The 17,911-nt window shown below is 58.4% G+C and carries 15 protein-coding genes; 3 read left to right on the top strand and 12 right to left on the bottom strand.

Annotated elements, in window-relative coordinates; genetic code table 11:
- Nucleotides 1-12: 12 nt before the first annotated feature.
- The 8 genes from NKH63_RS15280 to NKH63_RS15245 all read right to left on the bottom strand — a co-directional run bounded on the left by NKH63_RS15280 (nt 13) and on the right by NKH63_RS15245 (nt 10,289).
- A complete protein-coding gene (locus NKH63_RS15280; protein WP_023717684.1) occupies nt 13-708 on the bottom strand; it encodes a sulfotransferase family protein in 696 nt (231 codons plus the stop codon).
- 72 nt (nt 709-780) lie between these two features.
- The gene (gene asnB / locus NKH63_RS15275; RefSeq protein WP_352482632.1) at nt 781-2,523 is read right to left on the bottom strand and encodes an asparagine synthase (glutamine-hydrolyzing); all 1,743 of its coding nucleotides are present in this window, start codon (nt 2,521-2,523) and stop codon (nt 781-783) included.
- A 349-nt stretch (nt 2,524-2,872) separates the two neighbouring features.
- A complete protein-coding gene (locus NKH63_RS15270; RefSeq protein WP_352482634.1) occupies nt 2,873-3,604 on the bottom strand; it encodes a sulfotransferase domain-containing protein in 732 nt (243 codons plus the stop codon).
- 125 nt (nt 3,605-3,729) lie between these two features.
- Nucleotides 3,730-4,764, bottom strand: a complete 1,035-nt coding sequence (locus NKH63_RS15265) for a hypothetical protein (RefSeq protein WP_352918079.1) — start codon at nt 4,762-4,764, stop codon at nt 3,730-3,732.
- A gap of 183 nt (nt 4,765-4,947) precedes the next feature.
- Nucleotides 4,948-6,120 (bottom strand): glycosyltransferase family 9 protein, encoded by a 1,173-nt coding sequence (locus NKH63_RS15260; RefSeq protein ID WP_352482637.1) that lies wholly within the window; start codon nt 6,118-6,120, stop codon nt 4,948-4,950.
- A complete protein-coding gene (locus NKH63_RS15255; protein ID WP_352918076.1) occupies nt 6,110-7,135 on the bottom strand; it encodes a glycosyltransferase family 9 protein in 1,026 nt (341 codons plus the stop codon). Before NKH63_RS15255 ends, NKH63_RS15260 begins: the two co-directional genes overlap by 11 nt.
- 170 nt (nt 7,136-7,305) lie before the next feature.
- Entirely contained in the window at nt 7,306-8,418 is a 1,113-nt protein-coding gene (locus NKH63_RS15250; protein ID WP_352482640.1) for a hypothetical protein, read from the bottom strand.
- Between the two features lie 65 nt (nt 8,419-8,483).
- A complete protein-coding gene (locus NKH63_RS15245; RefSeq protein ID WP_051409617.1) occupies nt 8,484-10,289 on the bottom strand; it encodes an ABC transporter ATP-binding protein in 1,806 nt (601 codons plus the stop codon).
- A gap of 525 nt (nt 10,290-10,814) precedes the next feature.
- On the opposite strand from NKH63_RS15245, the gene NKH63_RS15240 reads away from it, so the two are divergent.
- The 3 genes from NKH63_RS15240 (at nt 10,815) to NKH63_RS15230 (ending at nt 15,273) form a co-directional block, all read left to right on the top strand.
- The gene (locus NKH63_RS15240; RefSeq protein WP_031193594.1) at nt 10,815-12,653 is read left to right on the top strand and encodes a carbamoyltransferase family protein; all 1,839 of its coding nucleotides are present in this window, start codon (nt 10,815-10,817) and stop codon (nt 12,651-12,653) included.
- A 282-nt stretch (nt 12,654-12,935) separates the two neighbouring features.
- Nucleotides 12,936-13,748, top strand: a complete 813-nt coding sequence (locus NKH63_RS15235; protein WP_352482642.1) for an SGNH/GDSL hydrolase family protein — start codon at nt 12,936-12,938, stop codon at nt 13,746-13,748.
- 448 nt (nt 13,749-14,196) lie between these two features.
- A complete protein-coding gene (locus tag NKH63_RS15230; RefSeq protein WP_084642470.1) occupies nt 14,197-15,273 on the top strand; it encodes a GSCFA domain-containing protein in 1,077 nt (358 codons plus the stop codon).
- An 83-nt stretch (nt 15,274-15,356) separates the two neighbouring features.
- Here NKH63_RS15230 and NKH63_RS15225 read toward each other — a convergent pair whose 3' ends face one another.
- The 4 genes from NKH63_RS15225 to NKH63_RS15210 form a co-directional block, all read right to left on the bottom strand.
- Entirely contained in the window at nt 15,357-16,094 is a 738-nt protein-coding gene (locus NKH63_RS15225) for a TylF/MycF/NovP-related O-methyltransferase (RefSeq protein WP_051409619.1), read from the bottom strand.
- 678 nt (nt 16,095-16,772) lie between these two features.
- The gene (locus NKH63_RS31350; protein ID WP_023717696.1) at nt 16,773-17,027 is read right to left on the bottom strand and encodes a DUF6894 family protein; all 255 of its coding nucleotides are present in this window, start codon (nt 17,025-17,027) and stop codon (nt 16,773-16,775) included.
- A 37-nt stretch (nt 17,028-17,064) separates the two neighbouring features.
- Nucleotides 17,065-17,289 (bottom strand): hypothetical protein, encoded by a 225-nt coding sequence (locus NKH63_RS15215; RefSeq protein WP_023717697.1) that lies wholly within the window; start codon nt 17,287-17,289, stop codon nt 17,065-17,067.
- 267 nt (nt 17,290-17,556) lie between these two features.
- Nucleotides 17,557-17,718: a hypothetical protein gene (locus NKH63_RS15210; protein WP_023717698.1), complete on the bottom strand. Its 162-nt coding sequence runs from the start codon at nt 17,716-17,718 to the stop codon at nt 17,557-17,559.
- Nucleotides 17,719-17,911: the final 193 nt, after the last annotated feature.

Raw genomic sequence — 17,911 nt, 5'->3', positions numbered from 1 at the left:
CGGGCGTATCGCTCAAAGGTACCCGAAAGCCTGCATCAGGGGCTTCCCACGGCCCTCGGTAAGCTCCGCCAATTCCTGCTGACCAAGGTCGGTCTTCCATCGTCCGCGCCCGTCATAGATCGGCTGATTGACCTGCTGGTTGCGGAGTGCAGTATGTTGCTTCTCAAGTTCGACTTCGGCCGGCTTGAACCATTGCTGCGGCTTCCTGTGATAGTCGAGCAGGTCCGGGCTGAAGGGCAGGTTGAGAAAGCCGCAGATGCGCTCGACGATCTTGGCCGGATCCTCGACCAGATCCTCGTAGCGATAGATCAGTACATCCGGCTGTCCTTGTTCGGCGAGAACGAGCGCATTGTCGCCGATCCAGCGGTCGAGCGCCTCCCTTGGATCGCCAAGACGCTTGGCCAATGACGCCACGACGTCGCGCCCGTCCCGCACCGGCATCACGAAACGCGCCCCGGGCACGAGGCGGCGAATACGGCCGACGCGACGGATATGCCGCGGCGTTTTTTCAAGCAGCAAGGTCTTTCCGGCACCGCGCGCCGCGCGCTTCAGCTTCCAATAGCGAAACATCGCCAGCGGCGTCCATTTGAAGAAGACATTGGTTTCCTGGAACGGCAGGTAGACGTCGGGATGGGCTGCGAGGATCGTCGCGATCAACGTCGTGCCGCTATGACCGCAGCCGCATATGAATCCGGTCCGCATCACCATGTCGGCAGTGCTCCCATGGCCCGACCCCGCTCCGTCACGGCGAAAAAGAAATGCTGGCAGCCTTGAGGGTGGCTATGCGGAGGCATTCGAAAACTTGGCGCCTTTCAGGAAACCGGACAATACCGCCTCCTGATAGCTTTCCTCGGATTGCGAAGCCACGGCCGTTCGCTTCCAGCTTTGTGGAAGACCAAATCCCTGCTTCTTACGTTTGAGCGTGCTTGCCGGCAAAACATTGCGATATGCGTATTTAAGCCCGCCCTTAAGCTGGCCATCCTTGTAAAGAAACGACTCCGGCAGGCTGAACGCATATTCGATCATCGTTCGCGACAGGAACGGGATACGCGCTTCGAGCGAAACCGACATGCTCAACCGATCGACCTTGGTCAGGATATTGTTGGGCAGACTGGTATGAAAATCGAGATATTGCAGGCTGCGCAACGGTCCGAGTTCCGGCTTCCACCACGCCCTGAGATGGGCGAGTTCATCATAGTCAGCAGCGATGGCAAGGCGTTCGCGATAGACGTCGCGCTGCCATCTCGTTCTGCCGGAGCCAATGGCGATGGAGAGCTCGACCGGGTCACGCGTGGTGATCAGGCGCAAATTGCGGTCCTTCAGGCGCCACCCGCTCTGTGAACCGAACGGGACGAAACGTTGCTTCCTGCGAATGCCGCTAAACCGCTTGTATGAGCGATAGCCGCCGAAAAGCTCGTCCCCGCCATCGCCCGTCAGCACGACGGTCCTGTCGCGGCTGGCAAATTCGCAGACACGAAACGCCGGGATGGCGGCCTTGTCGGAAAGCGGCTCGTCATACCATTCCCGCGTGCGGTGGAAGACGTCATCGAGCTCTGTCGGCTGCAGGATCCGGATCGCGTGTTCGGCGCCGAACAGCGCCGCGACCTTGGCCGCCTGCGCGCTCTCGTCAAATCTTGGATCTTCGAAGCCGATCGAAAACGCCTTTGCCGTGGGGTTCACCGCAACGGCATGCGACAGGACAACCGCCGAGTCTATGCCGCCACTCAGAAAATAGCCGACCGGCACATCGCTCACCATGTGAGCGGCGACGCTCGCCTGCATGCGGCCCCGCAGCCCGTCGGCCAGGCGGTCGTCATTGTCCGAGCGGAGTTCGGTAGGCATGGTCCAGTAACGCCCGACATCGACGCGGCCGGTTTCCAGATCGAATGTCAGCCGACTTGCGGCCGGAAGTTTGAAGATATTGCGGTAAAGGCTTTTGGGCGCTGGAATATAGCGGCATGCGAGATAGTCCAGGACAGCCGTCTCGTCGATCGGCGGCAGATCGTCGCCGAGCCAGGTCTGCAGCGCTTTGAGTTCCGACGCCCAGGCAAATCGGCGTCCCGAATGGAAGTAGAAGAACGGCTTCATGCCCGGCCGGTCGCGGATCGCATGCAGCTTGCGGCGTTCCCCGTCATGGATCACGGCCGCATACATGCCGTCCAGCTTCTCGCAGAGCCCTTCGAGCCCCCACACCCGATAGCCATGCAGCACAACTTCGGAATCGGACTGCGAGGTGAATACGCAGCCTTTGGCAATCAGATCGGCGCGGAGCTCGCGATAGTTGTAGATCTCACCATTGACCGTGATCGCGAACTTCCCGTCGGCGCTGACCATGGGCTGATTGCCTGCCGCCGAGAGGTCGATAATGCTGAGGCGCCGAAACCCGTGATAGAGATCGCTGGTGACACGTGCGCCGCCATAATTCGGGCCGCGGTGCACAAGCGTGTCGCGGGCCTGGTCGGCACGATGGATATCGTCGGGCGAAAAGCCCTCGGCACGATAGACGCCGAACAATCCGCACATCATTGGCTCCGCAGGAAGATCTTCGGTTCGAAAGCTTTTTGCCGGCTCCGCCAGCCGGGCCAGACCAGTATAGGAAACTGCCTGGATGCTCAACCGCCCTGCTGATTTGTACGGTCAGGCTCGAGCGGCCTCGAGCAGGCGCCTCATGTTCTTCTCCGCCTCGTCCATCACCTCGGCCCAGGGCCGTAGGCGGCCGTGATCTGGGGATCGGCCCGGGCCGAGCGCGCGGGCCGATAGAACTCGCATGATGGATCGCTGTGGCCAGCCAGACCTGCTTCTCGGCCTTCTCGAACCGGAGAGCAGAACCTAGATGGCAAAAAAGGCATCGGCATATGAGGCAAAATCGTAGCTATCGGCGTCGTGCCGCTATGTCCGCATCCGCAGACAAACCGATGCATCGGATCAATTCACACCTGCCCCTGTCGCCGATATAAGATATGCCATGCCGCAGGAAGGCCTCATCGAGCCGCTTCCAGTAATCGAGCCGCGCAAGTACATTGTCGCAGAAGGCTACATCATCTACGCTGAGGTAGTCCAAATAACCACCGACCTTACCTTTTCGAACCTTGAAACTTTCCGGGTCGTCAGGATTGCGTGGTCGCAATTTTCCGCCATAGCGCGCACCCAGTTCTCCTGAGATTTCAGATTGCTGCATTCGTTTGAACGACCTACTGACGACCACATCAGCAAGGTTGGACTCGTCGAAGGACTTTCCCACAAAGTTTCCGACACTGCGCAAAGCGTCGTTTGTATCCCGCTGCATATCTTCATAGCGCAGAAACGCAATTTTTCGCATGTAACTTGCGGCTGCGAACCACTGCAGATTGAAAAGGGCAATCTTCTCGACGCCGTGTTTGGGGCTCCTTACACATTCGCCTATCGGACCTGCTCCCAGCTGATGGCGTTTGCAAACCTGAAAATATCCAGACACCACAGTGTCGCGGGGGTCTCGCGTCAGAAATAGGATCCGCTGCCGTTTGTAGCGTGATTTGTCGGTGCTGATCTGTGCAATGTCACGCAGCTCCTTGTGGTCGGAACCATCATGCGTGTAAGCCGCATTGACGCCCAGATCGTCAAGCATTACGCGCAGCCACGTCCGCCCGGACTTGGGAAACGAGACGACAAGGAGTGGCGGCCTTTTTGCAAAGAAGTTGGACAACAATCTCAACTTAGGCCTCCGATTGCGAGCACTTTGATTGCGCAAAATCAGCGGTTGTAAATATCGATCAAAGCATTGGCGATCCGTTGCGAAGCTGGCATCTTTGGATCAATCGACAGATTGGCATTGAGGAAGTCCCGGCTTTGCTCAAAATAGGTCGGTCTTGACCTGACCGCAGCAAGGATATCGTCGACGAGTTGATGCTCCGACCATGTTGGTTTGAAAGCGCCCATAGGACTGTCGAACTCGACCATCGGCGAAACCAGCGGAAAGAGCACCACCGGAATGCCGCAGGCGATCGCTTCGTAAACAGTGGTGCTTGGGCGAGTTACTAGCGCCAGGGCGTCCGGGAGCAGTTGTGCGAAGTCTACGGGCGATTTGTTCGGCATGTCGACTTTTGCGAACATCGTGGGATGGACACTAACGACATGGGCAAGGCCGAGTTTCGCACATGCGGCTGCCACCGCTTCAATCGATTGGCGGTCTGCGAGGTCTTCGATATCCCCCTTGAAGTTCACCAGCACGAAAAGCCCTTCATCGTGCCTGGCGCCCGCGTTTTCGACAGCACGCTCAATTACCGGGGAGCCGACAATGTAGGTCGGTTGTCGTCGTTGCTGCAGCGCTGCCGGTCCCATCGACAGGATGTAGTCAGCTCTCACAAATCGATGCGGCTGCAGCAGTCTCGCACCTCCGATGAGGCCGACCACACGGACCATTCCGAAGTTGATAGAATCTATGAACCGCCTAAAAAATTGCGGTGCATAGTCATTTCCAGTCACCAGCATGTCGCAGGGTCTGATCGTCCGCTTGAGCTCAGCAAAGCTGATATGCGACATTCCCCGGGTGTTTAGTTCAGGGCGTGCGACGCCGCCGCGTTTCAATCCGTCAATATGCGCGAATACGCATTGAATGCCGCCGTCGACCAGAAGTTGAGCCGCATCAGCCAGCAGACGAACATTGTTGCGATTGTGTGGGACGAAGTAGACCGTCCTCGTCTCTGCCCTGCCGCGAGCGTAGATACGCCCCCGCCTGAACAGGTTTCCTGGATGCACAAGCCTGTACACCGCGAGGAGCCGCTGCACAAAGTCTTCGCTGATAAGAGAAGCCGACTTGTTCCCCGACCTACCCAAAGATATGCATCGCCCTCCAAGTCTTGAACCAGCCGCCAGCCGGCAGTTTACAGCGTTCTCGCCGTAAAAAAAGGCCCTTGACCACTTGGCTGCTGTGGCCTTCCTAGTGCGTTCGCGATGCCAGGCGTGGCGGAGTCAACTAGAGGCGATGAGTGAGCACATGTGGTGTCGCGCCTCGTCCATCACCTCGGCCCAGGGCCGTTCGCGCTTTGAGACCAGCACGGCCGAAGGATAGTAGGGCGTGCGGTCGCCCTCCACTGGCCACGAACGTTTGAAGCCGTCACCAAGGATGAAGACCGACGGGACGCCGAGGGCGCCCGCCAGGTGGGCCCCGGTGTTGCTGATGGTTACGACGGCGTCCATCGCTGCAACCTGCGCGGCGAACATGTCCATGTCGACAAGCTGATCCACGGTAGGGTCGTGCAACACACGTGTCGGGTCGCCATCGGTCAAGATTTTCAGGTCTGACTCGGTCCGGCCATATTGCAGCGAAACGAACCGAAGGTCCTGTCGGCCAAGCAGGGGACGCCACGCCGCCAGCGGCGGCAGGTCCTTGCCGGGATTGGAGCTGCCCCATGCGACGCCGACCAGCGGCCGGCCGTCCTCGCTGTAGCGGGCGCGAAGTTCAGCGACCCGCGCCGGATCCGGTTTAAGCGGGACGAAATGCTCCCGGATCGTCGCCTCATTGGTTTCGAACACAGCAGTCAGATGCTGGACGCCGGCAAAGGCCTGCGCCTCGGCGTAGGCGGCCTTGTTCCCGGGACCGACAGCCCGCACATCGGCAATGGGAAATGTCCGCTGAAACAACGGCACCAACCGATGCTCGACGAGCACGATCAATCGTGCGGCGCGGGCGAGCGCGCGGCCGACGGAACTCGCATGATGGATCGCGGTGGCCAGCCCCTGCTTCTCGGTCTCCATCAGGTCGACGAGCAGTACCTGGCCCGAGACATCCTGGCCGAGCCACTCACGCTCGACACGGCCTTCAACGATATGGCGCCGGGCGATCTTGAGTTCGGCCGCCGGGCCGTAAGCGCCCATCCGCATCAGCGCCTTGCCGAGCTCGTCGAGCAGATGTACCTCGCCCCTCGACTTCGCGATCGATGCTAGCGCCAGGGCTTTCGGCAGCGCGGCCGACCAATCGCGCGCCTCGATGCTTCGCCGATAATCCGCCATCTGATCGGCAATATCGCCGTCACGCCAGCGAAGGAAAAGCTGCCGCCGATGACTGCGGAACCAAACCTTGTATTTGTAGCCGGCAAGCGCGATAGCGCGGCGGAACCGGAGAAGAAATCGGCTATCGGCCATCAGCAACTCCACTGATGATTTGCCTGATCCGTCCACCTGCTTCCTGCATTGCGGACGCCCATGCCTGGCCGCCTTTTCTGACCAGTCGAACGCTTGGATATGTGGCCACGGTCTCGCCGAAGGCGGGCCACGACAGCCGAAACCCGTCGTCGAGCATGACGACCGTTGGGACGCCAAGCGCCCCCGCCAGATTGGCGCCGGTATTGCTGATCGTCACCACGGCATCGAGCGCAGCGATTTGCGCGGCAAAGCGGTCCATATCCGACAACTGGTCGACGGAAGCGTCATGGATGATGCGTCCCGGCGCCCAGTGCTCGAACTCGGAGAGCGCCGGCCCGACATCGCCATATTGCAGGCTGACGAAACGTCCCGGCAGGCTGCCGAGCAACGCCCGCCAATCGTCCAGGGCCGGCAGGTCCTTGGCCTTGTTCAGGCTTCCCCAGGCAAAGCCGATCAGAGGACCGGGGCCGCGATCGAGGTAAGTGCTGCGCAACTCGGCGACCAATCGGCGGTCCGGCTCCAACGGGACGAAGGGCGCGCGTGCTGCCGGTTCATCCGGCCAGAAGTGCTTCGCCAGTGTCTCGAAGCAGGCGAAGACATCGGCGTCCACCGCCGCCACCTCCCCCTGTTCCTCCAGCCTGAGATCGAGCGCAGGATATGTTCGGCGATAGAGTGGCACCAGTCGCGGCTCGACCGAGACGATGCATCGCTCGGCAGCCGCGATCACCGGGCCGAGCAACGACGCGAACTGAAGGAAAATCGCAAGATCGCCTTCGCGGCGCTCGACGGCAAGCCTGCGACCCGCAAGATCACTGCCATCCCATTCGGGCCTGCCTGGCATTTGCTTGCTCGACGCAATCAACTGCCAGGCACGGTTCCCGCCGCCGAGACGTCTGAGGCCACGCCCGGCTTTCTTGACAAGCCCGCGATCGCCAAGCTGCTCACCCAGCAGGCCGAGTGCCAGCGCATGGTCCCGGGCCGCCTTCCAGTCGCTTCGCTCGACGCTCTCCGCCATCAGCCTCATATGCCGTTCGACGCTTTCGTCGGCATGACGCGAGGGCCGTTTAAGAAGTTCCTTTGCTCGATCAAAAAGTGTCTGTAGCCGCTTGGCCGCGCCTGCTTGCGGGCGCAGGTCCGCAGCTTTTGCTTTTTGAAGGACGGATCGTCTGTTCGGCACGGCGATCCTCAACAGGCAGCGTCGGAATGCGTCGTCAAGATCGACGAGAGTCTTTGACCAACCTCGTCGAGCACCACCGACCACGCGCGCCCTTCCTTACGAATGACGACGCCCTTCGGATACCAAGGCGTTCGATCGCCGATGACTGGCCACGCCGTCTGAAAATTGTCGTCGATCAGGAAAATAGTCGGAATACCAAGTGCTCCGGATAGATGAGCCGCCGTGTTGCTGATCGTCACGACGGCATCGAGCGCTGCGACCTGTGCAGCGAACCGGTCCATATCGACCATCTGGTCAACGCTGTCGTCATAGATAAGACGCGCGTCATTGCCATTGCGCAGGCGCCGCAGCGCCGGCTTGATCTGTCCGTACTGAAGCGAAACGAATGTCGCTTGTGTCTGGGCGATGAACCGTGCCCATTCGGGGAAGTCAGGCACGTCCTTGGTGTGGGATTTGCTACCCCAGGAGAGGCCGACCAGCGGCAGATCCGTGATCGAGCGATAATGCTTGCGGAATGTCTCGACGAGCCCAGGATCTGCTCGCAGCGGCACGAAGTCGGCGGCAAGTTTCTCGGCATCGCGTCCGAACACCCAGGCGAGATGTTCGAAGGTCGCACGTTTGTCGCCGATCACATCCTGCTGCGCCGGGACCACGGTCGCCTTCGGGAACGTTCGCTGCAGAATTGATATGAGCCGCGGCTCTGCCCGAATTGTTGCACTTTGCGCATAGGCAGCGGCGGCGCCGGCCAGTCGCGCGTGGCGGATAACCCGGCCAAGGCTGCGCGGGTCATCCTCCACAAGATCGATCAGCAGTGTATCCGAACCGAGGTTCTCCCCGGTCCACTCGTTGGCATTTTTCCCCTTCCGCAGCCGGCGAGCGGTAAGCCGAAGCTCGGCCGCCCGGGCGAAGTTGCCCAGCCGTTCGAAGGCCTGTCCTGCCTTCTGCATCAGCTCGGGGTTGCGGGAACGGTCAGCCATGATGGCCATTTCATTGATACTTGCTTCAAGGCCTGTCCAGTCCCTGCGCGCGATCAGCGCGTCGGCCTTGGCCTGCAGCTCAAGAACGGAATGAGGCTTGGAGCCGGCAAACAATGTCCGCGCGGCCTTTGTGTATCGGCGCAATCGCAGGCCTATCCCAGCAATCACATACCTGACATAGGAACCGTGATAAAAACTGGTCATCGCCGTCAGCGCAAAACGCTTTGCCGCAGCTGCTTGCTGCCCTCGACGATCGGGCCGGACGCCTCCAGGTGAAAGATCGAGCGATAAATTTCGCTGCGCCTGGCAAGCTCGTCATGAGTCCCGGCGTCCGCCAGAATGCCAGCGTCAAACACCAGGATGCGATCGGCTGCCTTGATGGTTGAAAGCCTGTGCGCAATGCAGATCACCGTGCGCTCGAATGCATCGTCGAAAGCAGCCTCCATGACCGCCCGTTCGTTTTCGCCGTCAAGCGCGGACGTTGCTTCATCATAGACGATTACCGGAGCATTCTTGAGCAGCGCGCGCGCGATGGCGACGCGTTGTTTCTGCCCGCCCGACAGGTTGGTGCCACTCGGCCCGACAAGAGTGTCGAGCCCGTTTTCAAGGCTGGAGGAAAAGCTGGTGACCCGGGCGAGGTCCGCCGCGGACTCGATTTCCTGATCGGTGGCGCCCGGGCGTCCGTCGCGGATGTTGTCGCGGATCGAGCCTTCGAACAGGAAGACATCCTGTGACACCAGTGCGATATTGTCGCGAACGTCGGCGAGGCCGATCTTGGAAATGTCCTTTCCGTCGATGAGGATCCGGCCCTTGTCCGGCTCAATGAGGCGCAGGATCAGATTGACGATGGTGGTCTTGCCGGCGCCGGAGCGGCCGACGATCGCCAGCTTCTCACGGGGCCGTACCTCGAAGGAAACGCCGTGCAGCGCCGGGCTGTTGCCTTCGTAGGAGAAGGCCACATCTTCAAAACGGATACCGCCCTCGACATCGGTGAGGCGCTCGCCGGCGGTTGCGAGTTGTCGCTGCTCGGGCGTATCGATCAAATCATACATCTGCTCAACCGCCACCATCTGCTTCTGGATATCGACATTGACGCGGGCCAGCCGCTTGGCGGGCTCATAGGCAAGCAGAAAGGCGGTTATGAAGGCCATGAACTCGCCCGGGGTCTTGCCGTTGCCGAGGGTCTGCCAACTGGCATAAATGACGAACAGCCCGATGATCACGCCGCCGCCGGTCTCCATCAACGGACTCATCAACGCTGACGTCCGGTTTATCTGGATGCCGCGCCTTTCCATCTTGCCGACGGCCTTTGCGAAGCTGGCGACCGCCTTGTCTTCGAGCTGAAAGGACTTGATGGTCCGGATACCTTCGACGGCTTCCGTGCCGATCGACTGGACCAGTGCAGCCAACTCCGTCTCGCCCCTTGCCAGCGCCTTGAGCTTCCTGGTTATGGCGCCCACCGACAGGAACAGCAGCGGCAGAACCGCCACGGATATCAGCGACATCATCGGATCCTGCTTGACCATGACGCTTGCCAGGCCAATCAGCGTCAGCACATCGGAGACGGTGCTGCTCGTGAGCGTCAGAATAACGGATGACCCGGCGCGCGCGTTGAACATGATCTTGGAGACGAATTTCGCCGGATGCTGATTGGCGAAACGACCGATGTCGAAACGCACCATTCGAGAAAACTGGCGGTTTTGCAGGTCCGAGACGATAGCCCGGCGAATCTTTCCCGTCGTGATGGTCTGGCAATAGGCGGCTATGCCCTTAACCAGGAAAATGCCGATGATTACGGCGCTGATACCCCATGCGGCGGCAGCGTTGCGTTCCACATAGATGCTATTGACCATGGTGCTCATGATCCAAGCCGACGCGGCGGTCGTCGCCGCAACGGCGATCGAACACAGCAAACCGGCGAGATACAGCGTTTTGTGCGGCGGCAGGTTCTCGATGATCAGACGCTTAACCAGCGGGTATGCCAGCACCGCCGAAATTCGTCTCTTTGCGCTCATTCCATTTCCCGATGCGATGTGCGTTGGTACCGGAGGGCCTCTGCTCTCTGCCGACCCGCACGATTTCGGGACGCCGCTTGAGCATCCGCGATAGTTCATATCCTATTCCATGTCTGTGGCTTCGTTCGGAGCCGCAGTCAATGCCGAACCCGACTCATTGAATGGCGACCGTCAAGGCTGCCGCACGGGCTCAATCGGCTCGGTGATATGCCGCGTCCTTGACAAGCTTTGTTCCTTCGGCTCAATCGTTTGCCAATAGCTTGGGTGCATTCTCGTGGTGGGCGAAAATAGTGTCTGACATTCACAACGTGCCCTCCAAGAGGGCTGCGACCAATGGTTGGTTTTCCGACTTGGTGTGTGCATCGACGTTCTTTGGGGTGGTATTTCCCGTCGGATTTGCACGCCGGTTGGTCAGAGTGATCTGCCGACGGCTCCAAAGAACGCATTCCAATGATACATTTTGGATTGAACGAAGAACCAAGAACGATTTGAACTCGATGACCAATCAGTTTTGAAGACAATATTATGACCAATATATTGGGCATATCGGCTTTCTACCACGACAGCGCGGCCTCCCTCGTCGTCGACGGCGCCATCATTTCGGCGGCCCAGGAGGAGCGGTTCACCCGTCGAAAAGCCGACGAACGCTTCCCCTCAAACGCCATTCGGTCCGTTTTGCAGACCGGCGGTGTCTTGCTGAAGGATGTGGACTACGTCGTATTCTATGAAAAGCCGCTGCTAAAATTTTCGCGTCTGCTTGAAACCTATCTCGACGCCGCTCCTAGCGGATTCGATTCATTCCGAAAGGCGATGCCCGCTTGGCTGACGGGAAAATTATTTCAGAAGAGGATCATTTTCGACGAACTCCGCAGAATCGACCGCGGCTTCAAGGATCCATCCCGGATCCTTTTTTCCGAACACCACGTGAGCCACGCGGCCAGCGCGTTTTTCCCGTCGCCCTTTAACGAAGCTGTGGTTTTGACTCTCGACGGCGTTGGCGAGAAAGCAACCACGACAGTTGCGATCGGCAGGGGCGCAACTCTCGATGTCGTGCGGGAATTGCGGTTTCCGCATTCGCTCGGGCTTCTATACGCAGCGTTCTGTTATTATCTCGGCTTCAAGATAAACAGTGGCGAATACAAGGTGATGGGGCTGGCCCCCTATGGTGTGCCTCGGTTCAAATCGCTGATCCTGGAAAAGCTGGTCGACCTGAAGGAGGACGGAACCTTCCGTCTCGACCAAAGCTATTTCGCGTATGCCACTGGACTGAAAATGACGAACGCACGGTTCGCCAGCCTCTTCGGACAGCCGGTAAGGCGCCCTGATACCGATCCGTTAACTGATTTTCACATGGACGTTGCCGCGTCCATCCAAGCCGTCGCCGATGAGATCGTTCTTCGGCTGACCCGCAGCTTGGCACGAGATTTTGCAATTCCCAATCTGTGCATGGCCGGCGGTGTGGCGCTTAACTGCGTGGCGAACGGCAAAGTGCTCAGAGATGGTGCCTTCAAGAGAATCTGGGTTCAGCCCGCAGCCGGCGACGCAGGAGGCTCGCTTGGGGCAGCACTCGCCGCCTGGCATCTTAAACTCGGCGGTGAGCGGGTTATAGCCAAGCAAGATTCCATGAAAGGGAGTTATCTCGGTCCGGAATTCGGTCAGAGCGAGATCGAAGCGCAACTCAGCCGAGCCAAAGCCGTTTTCGAAGTCATGCCAACCGACCAACTGATCGATGCCACGGCTGCGGCGCTGGCCGACGGCAAGGCGGTGGGGTGGTTCCAGGGCAGGATGGAATTCGGACCACGGGCGCTTGGCAACAGATCCATCCTTGCAGATCCGCGGTCGGACCATATGCAGAAGACGCTCAATCTCAAGGTCAAGTTTCGCGAGAGTTTTCGTCCGTTCGCCCCCTCAGTCCTGTCGGCACATGTGTCGGACTGGTTCGATCTGGAGGGTGAATCGCCTTATATGCTCCTCGTTGCTCCGGTTAAGCAGAGCCGTCACCGCGCGATGACTGCATCCGAGGCCGCTATGTTCGGAATAGACAAGCTGAACGTCCGTCGGTCCGAGATTCCTGCCGTCACGCATGTCGACTATTCGGCCAGGATTCAGACGGTGCACGTCGAGACCAACCCGCTATACCACGCGTTGATCACCCGGTTTGAAGCGCTTACCGGCTGTCCTGTCTTGGTGAACACCAGTTTCAATGTGCGCAGCGAGCCGATCGTATGTTCCCCGACGGATGCTTTTCGCTGCTTCATGGGAACGGATCTGGACGTGCTGGTGGCTGGTAACTGCGTTCTCCATAAGCCGAAGCAGGATTCCGCCCTCGCAATGGACTACCGCGGTGAGTTTGAGCCCGATTGAGCACGCGCACGAAAGGCGTTGCTACATGGTGTCGAGATGAACGTGGTTAAAAAGCAACTTTGGAGAGCGCGGCGCACTTTGCGCAAAGGCCTCATTATGCTTCTAGGCGATAGGGCGCTGCTCCAGATCGGTTTCCCAGGCTTGATTGCCAAATGGGCTGGTTGCCCGACACCTTTGGTTCGGCCAAACCCCTATACCCTATATGAGCTGAATCCTGTGTGGCACTCGGGCAACGGCAGATCGAGACACAATAGCCTGGGCTTCCGGGGCCCGGAAACCGCCATGCCGAAGCCGGAGCAATGTCTAAGAGTTGTCTGTATGGGAGAATCGTCTACTTATTGTACCGGAATAGAAGACGATAGCCGTACTTATCCGCACCGGCTGGGCGAATACCTGAGGGATCTGAAACCGGGAGTCGAAATTGACATCGTCAACGCGGGAGTTGGCGGATATACCTCGGTCGAGAACGTTTTGAGACTTCTTTTCCACGTAGCACCATTGTCACCTAATCTTATCATATACTACTATACCCACAATGATGTTCATCCTCGGCGACTGGAAGGACTGTCTCGAGACTACAACCAGTATTCCTGCTCCTGGTTCGAGCCACCGTCAGGTGGCGGGCTTTCGGGTTGGTTCAAAAGACGGCAAAATCTGGCGACCGCGTATGTCGGGAACATTGTTCGACGTCGAGGCGATGGACGTCGAAATTCGAAGCACATTGCGCACAATCCACCAGACGCGTTTCGTGCGAACTTTAGTGCACTGGTCGTCCTCGCAAAGGCAGCCGGAGCCTCGGTTCTCTTCGTAAACCCCAATTATCGGCAGGAAGACCCAAACGATCCCGCTGCAAACGCGGTTTGGGAACACAGACGCATTGTGGAAGACATAGCCAAGCGAACCGGCGCCTCGGTCGTTGATCTCCATGGATCGTTGCCTTACCTTTGCCAACGCAGCGAGACTTTGGATAGAAATTATTACGACGAGGTGCATTTCACCGAGAAGGGAGCGGATTCCGCTGCCAGGATTGTTGCCAACGCGATTATGGAACAGGGTCTTCTGAACTTTTCCAAAGAGAAACCTCTAATATACTGACGTATACGAGAGAAAAACTATGAATGTTTTCCATGAATAGTATATTTTTTTGGACATCCGCTGCTTTGCTGGTTGTAGCCGCAATAGCATTGGTGCGGATGGTCATAAAAAAACGAGGAAAAGCTGACGAGGAAGCTGAGCCGGAGGACAATTACCCTCTCTGGTAGGCCCTAATCCCTCGGTCTGCCTTGGGTTACGCCAGACGTGCGCGAGAGAGATCCCCCGGTCCCAAGGGCGCGGCTCATGTTGCGTTGCCGATCCACCAAAGGCGATTTCTGCACAACTGTCGGGGTCAGCGGACAGCCCGACAGACGCCTCAATGAAGCGTGAAGCGGAACCAGACTGCGCCGCGACAACATGCGCCAAAAGAACCGCATCTGAGGTCTGACGTCGTTCGAATAGTCAATCTTGAATCCTTCTGATTGCAGCTAGCCGGGAAGCGGACTACATGTCCGGCATTGCGGTTGGGGCCAGCTGTGACCACTATGGAGCGACTGTGCCATTTCTGGAGCGAGTTAAACGAAGGTACCTTCGGATACGCAATCGACTCGGATACGCCAAACCTGTCCGTCTGATGGCGTCGGATAAATTGAACGCGAAGTATGGCGACTTTGTAAGCTCTGGCGCCATTACTATACGCAAGACCCCCGTATTAACTTCTGACGATATATTCTTCACGATGGGGAGTTGCTTTGCGCAGGAAATTCGACGCGCGTTGACAAACAGACGCATCGCATGCGTCCCGTCCTACGGAAATATCAGCTTCGACCCCGCGGAGGCCATTGTAGATGAGCTGCCTCGGCAGGAACATATGAACTTCTACAACACTTTCACTGTTCGCCTCCAGCTCGAGCAAATGCTTGGCGTGTGGGATCAGGCAGACGACGACTGGTGGCAGGTCAAGAAACGCGTCCCTTGGGGCTCGGCCAGCTTTCAGGACCCGTATCGGCGCGGTATTTTCGCCAAATCTCCGGAAGTTCTCAAAGAGGTGATCGGGAGCGTAAACCGGGAAATGCGGGCTGGCTTCGATGCCGCCACGGCATTCATATTCACCTTTGGAATGACCGAGGTCTTCATCAACAAGGCCAGTGGCAAAGCAGCAGCGCAGAAGCCGCTCTATCTCGGCGGCGGCGGAATGCAGGAAACAACGCTTCACGTCAGCAGCTTTCAGGAAAACTACGCCAACGTGATGGCTGCCGTGGACATGGTCCGTGAACGCAAACCCGATGCGCCGATAATTCTCACGGTCTCACCGGTTGCATTGGCGCGCACATTTCAGGACGCGGATGTCGTCACCGCGAGCACTGAAGGCAAGTCCGTTCTTCGCGCCGTGCTTGGTCAAGTCTGCCGGGAACGGGACAATGTCCATTATCTTCCCTCGTTCGAGCTTGTCACCTATGGGGGCCTTGCTCGTAGCTACAGAGAGGACTTGCGGCACGTAAAGAACTCAGTCGTCGACGAGATCGTTGAGCAGTTCTTCAATGCCTATTTTGCTCCGTCTCAGGTGCCATCAAGCGAGAATTGATACCCCTGCCCTGCCGATTTCCATCATGGCTTTCGGCGACGTCCTCGCTTCATCCGATGGAGAGCCGCCGCAACCATTCAGGACTAGCTTGCCTTTACGACAATCGCCTGCCCCGTTGGAAGTTCGATAATGCCTTCCGGGCGGTTTTCGAAGAATTGGTCAAAGGCCTTTCGGGCTCCAGGACAGAGCGCGGAGCCGTAGTCATCGCATATGATGATGCCATGTGCGCACACCCGATCGTAGAAGAAGGCAAGCGCGTCACGCGTCGGCTCGTATAGATCGACGTCAATATGGACCAGGGCGAAACGCCGGTCGGCTACGCTGGGAAAAGTTTCCGGTATCCATCCCACATGAAAAGTTGTGTTGCCGAAGTCCGAAATATTCTCTCTGGCTACCCTCTCGTCAGTGCTGAGATCGCCGGACTTCCACGGCGTTTGGCCGTTTCGCTTGCGATCCTCTGCGGTCGGTTCCGAGAGGCCGGCGAACGAGTCGAAAAGGTGATAGTGCCGTGGCCGAAGATCGCTCATCAGCATGAATATCGTCGACCGGCCTTGCCTTACGCCGCATTCGGCCACATCGCCGTCGATCCGCTCGATCGATCGTAGGCAGCTTTGCAGGACAAAAGCTCGCGGATCTGGAATCCCGCGGATGTTTTTGACCCGCTGCAGTGCCTTGCGGAAAAATGGCTGGTCCTTCCAGACCATATGGCTGGAATAGACATAGAAGCCGTATCTGTCCGCCTTCTTCTGTGCGATCTTATACCAAGCCACGCCTCGGCGTTTGTTTGAAAAAACAGCAAGTGCCGCGTCTCTCAATTTCACCTGTATCCTCCAGCATTCGGTATGTGTTCTGATGACGGCAGAGAGAAACTCTGCCGTCATCAGACGCGAAATGACGTCGAGTTCCGACTGAAGGACATGGCCTTATCCCGCAACGAAGCGCTTCCGGTGCACGTAATAAGCCAAGATCGGGAATGGAACTCCCATGCACTGCGACTCAAGATCACGGTCACGTACCAGGCCGGTCCGGAAATTGGTCGATTGCCAGCGGAAGTTAGCACACTGCCCGGCTTAATCTGCGCGCCGCAACGATGGCGCGGCACCTCCTCATCACATATTTGCGCACAGCAGGGCAATGCCCGCAGCAGATGTGCGTCGAAAGTGTCAGGCGCCCTCGTCGCGCCTGGAGCGTCAGAGAGCCCAACTCGGCGACCAGGGAGATCAGGCCGTCGCGATCGCGGATCAGTCTCGCCGCGCTCGCCTTGGTCAGTCCCCTGCCCTCGAGATCCTGGAACGCTACGGTAGCCCTGGGCCGACAAACGGGAGCATAAATAGTTCCCCTGTCGGCAAGGCGAGCCATGTTTGTTCTTGCTTTGTGCCGGCAGCTATGCTACTAATTTGCTTATGGTGCTGATTTGCGCCAACGACCGCCTTGCCCGCGACATGCGGTTTTTCAGCCAGGCTCGACAAAGCTCGCCCGCATTGCGGGCCTTTGGCCAATCACGGTCGAGTGCCAGCCTTTTCGGCAGCTTCCGAGAAGGGAAATCGGAATAGCAGCTTCCGGTTCTCGTCGCAGATTTCGAAGGAAAGACCTGTCAGGACCGGGCTGCCGCTGAGCAGGCCCTCGGCCAGAATTTCCTTGGCCGAAGCCATGGCGTTATCCTGAGCCGCGGACAAACCGTCCAACTCCTGACCCTCGAAATCTTCCGTCAAGCGGCCGTCATTGTTTCGGAAGTGAAAAAAATATCTCGGCATGCCGGTTCCGGTTGGTCGGTTTATCTAATTTTAGCCTTCATGCGTCAGGTCGATCGAACAGCACCCCCAGCCCATGTTCGAACGCACATGCCGCAATCATGTCGTCCAAGGCTTTTCCGGAGACCGGGCAATTCGGCATGACAGCCCTGATGGCGATCTCAGCCGCTGCGGTAGAAACCTCATCGTGGCGCCTCTTCCTGGTCTCGATATATTGCTCGATCAGAATTTTCAGGCGCCGCGCTGCAATCTCGTCAACGACCATGGTTCTCCCTCGATTCGGCACAATGTCCGTCTTCCGGGGTCCGTCTTGCGGGTGAACGGTCCGCCGCCATTGGGTAGCAGCGGACCACTCGGCTGGGTGAGCCAACGGCCCGAGGCGGGGGTGTCTCGGACCGCCACCACAATAGCTTCGAGAGGCCACACGTTCCACAGGACGCTGCCGTTGGTAATTTTCGTACACTGAACATTGCCGCGGGCAGTCCGGGACTGTGGGATTTTTTGGGCTAAGCCGCCGTCGCCGGATGCCGGATCAGCTCCGGCTTTGATAGCTGTAGATGCCGGCGCCGATCGCGACCGCTCCTACGGTTATCAGGATCGATGGCAGCCCCATCGACGTGGCGATGATCCCCCAGACGATGGCGACGGCAATTGCGCCGGCCGTTCCCAACACCAGTCTAAGCCGTTTCGACATTATCTGTTTCCCCCGAAAAGCGCATCTTTGGTCTTTTTCTGATCGAAATACCGCAATGCGGCACCATTGTCTGCGCTTTGTCCAACGTTTTTACGCCGCCCCTGAGCCCGACCGCTGAGGCGTAAGCGATCCGTATGCGGCCTTGTTGCAAACACCCGCTCGACAATGAGGAAGCTTGGGCGAAAGCCCGAGA

The sequence above is a fragment of the Mesorhizobium sp. M0960 genome, assembly GCF_040319055.1.
Lineage (GTDB): Bacteria > Pseudomonadota > Alphaproteobacteria > Rhizobiales > Rhizobiaceae > Mesorhizobium.
The sequence above is the reverse complement of the archived record's forward strand: the minus strand, read 5'-3'. Positions and strand labels throughout refer to the sequence as shown.

Excerpts from the sequence above, each read along its gene's own strand:
- NKH63_RS15280 (WP_023717684.1), bottom strand. The coding sequence starts at position 708 with ATGGTGATGCGGACCGGATTCATATGCGGCTGCGGTCATAGCGGCACG.
- asnB (WP_352482632.1), bottom strand. The coding sequence starts at position 2,523 with ATGTGCGGATTGTTCGGCGTCTATCGTGCCGAGGGCTTTTCGCCCGAC.
- NKH63_RS15270 (WP_352482634.1), bottom strand. The coding sequence starts at position 3,604 with ATGCTTGACGATCTGGGCGTCAATGCGGCTTACACGCATGATGGTTCC.
- NKH63_RS15260 (WP_352482637.1), bottom strand. The coding sequence starts at position 6,120 with ATGGCCGATAGCCGATTTCTTCTCCGGTTCCGCCGCGCTATCGCGCTT.
- NKH63_RS15255 (WP_352918076.1), bottom strand. The coding sequence starts at position 7,135 with ATGGCGGAGAGCGTCGAGCGAAGCGACTGGAAGGCGGCCCGGGACCAT.
- NKH63_RS15245 (WP_051409617.1), bottom strand. The coding sequence starts at position 10,289 with ATGAGCGCAAAGAGACGAATTTCGGCGGTGCTGGCATACCCGCTGGTT.
- NKH63_RS15240 (WP_031193594.1), top strand. The coding sequence starts at position 10,815 with ATGACCAATATATTGGGCATATCGGCTTTCTACCACGACAGCGCGGCC.
- NKH63_RS15235 (WP_352482642.1), top strand. The coding sequence starts at position 12,936 with ATGCCGAAGCCGGAGCAATGTCTAAGAGTTGTCTGTATGGGAGAATCG.
- NKH63_RS15230 (WP_084642470.1), top strand. The coding sequence starts at position 14,197 with ATGTCCGGCATTGCGGTTGGGGCCAGCTGTGACCACTATGGAGCGACT.
- NKH63_RS31350 (WP_023717696.1), bottom strand. The coding sequence starts at position 17,027 with ATGCCGAGATATTTTTTTCACTTCCGAAACAATGACGGCCGCTTGACG.
- NKH63_RS15215 (WP_023717697.1), bottom strand. The coding sequence starts at position 17,289 with ATGGTCGTTGACGAGATTGCAGCGCGGCGCCTGAAAATTCTGATCGAG.
- NKH63_RS15210 (WP_023717698.1), bottom strand. The coding sequence starts at position 17,718 with ATGTCGAAACGGCTTAGACTGGTGTTGGGAACGGCCGGCGCAATTGCC.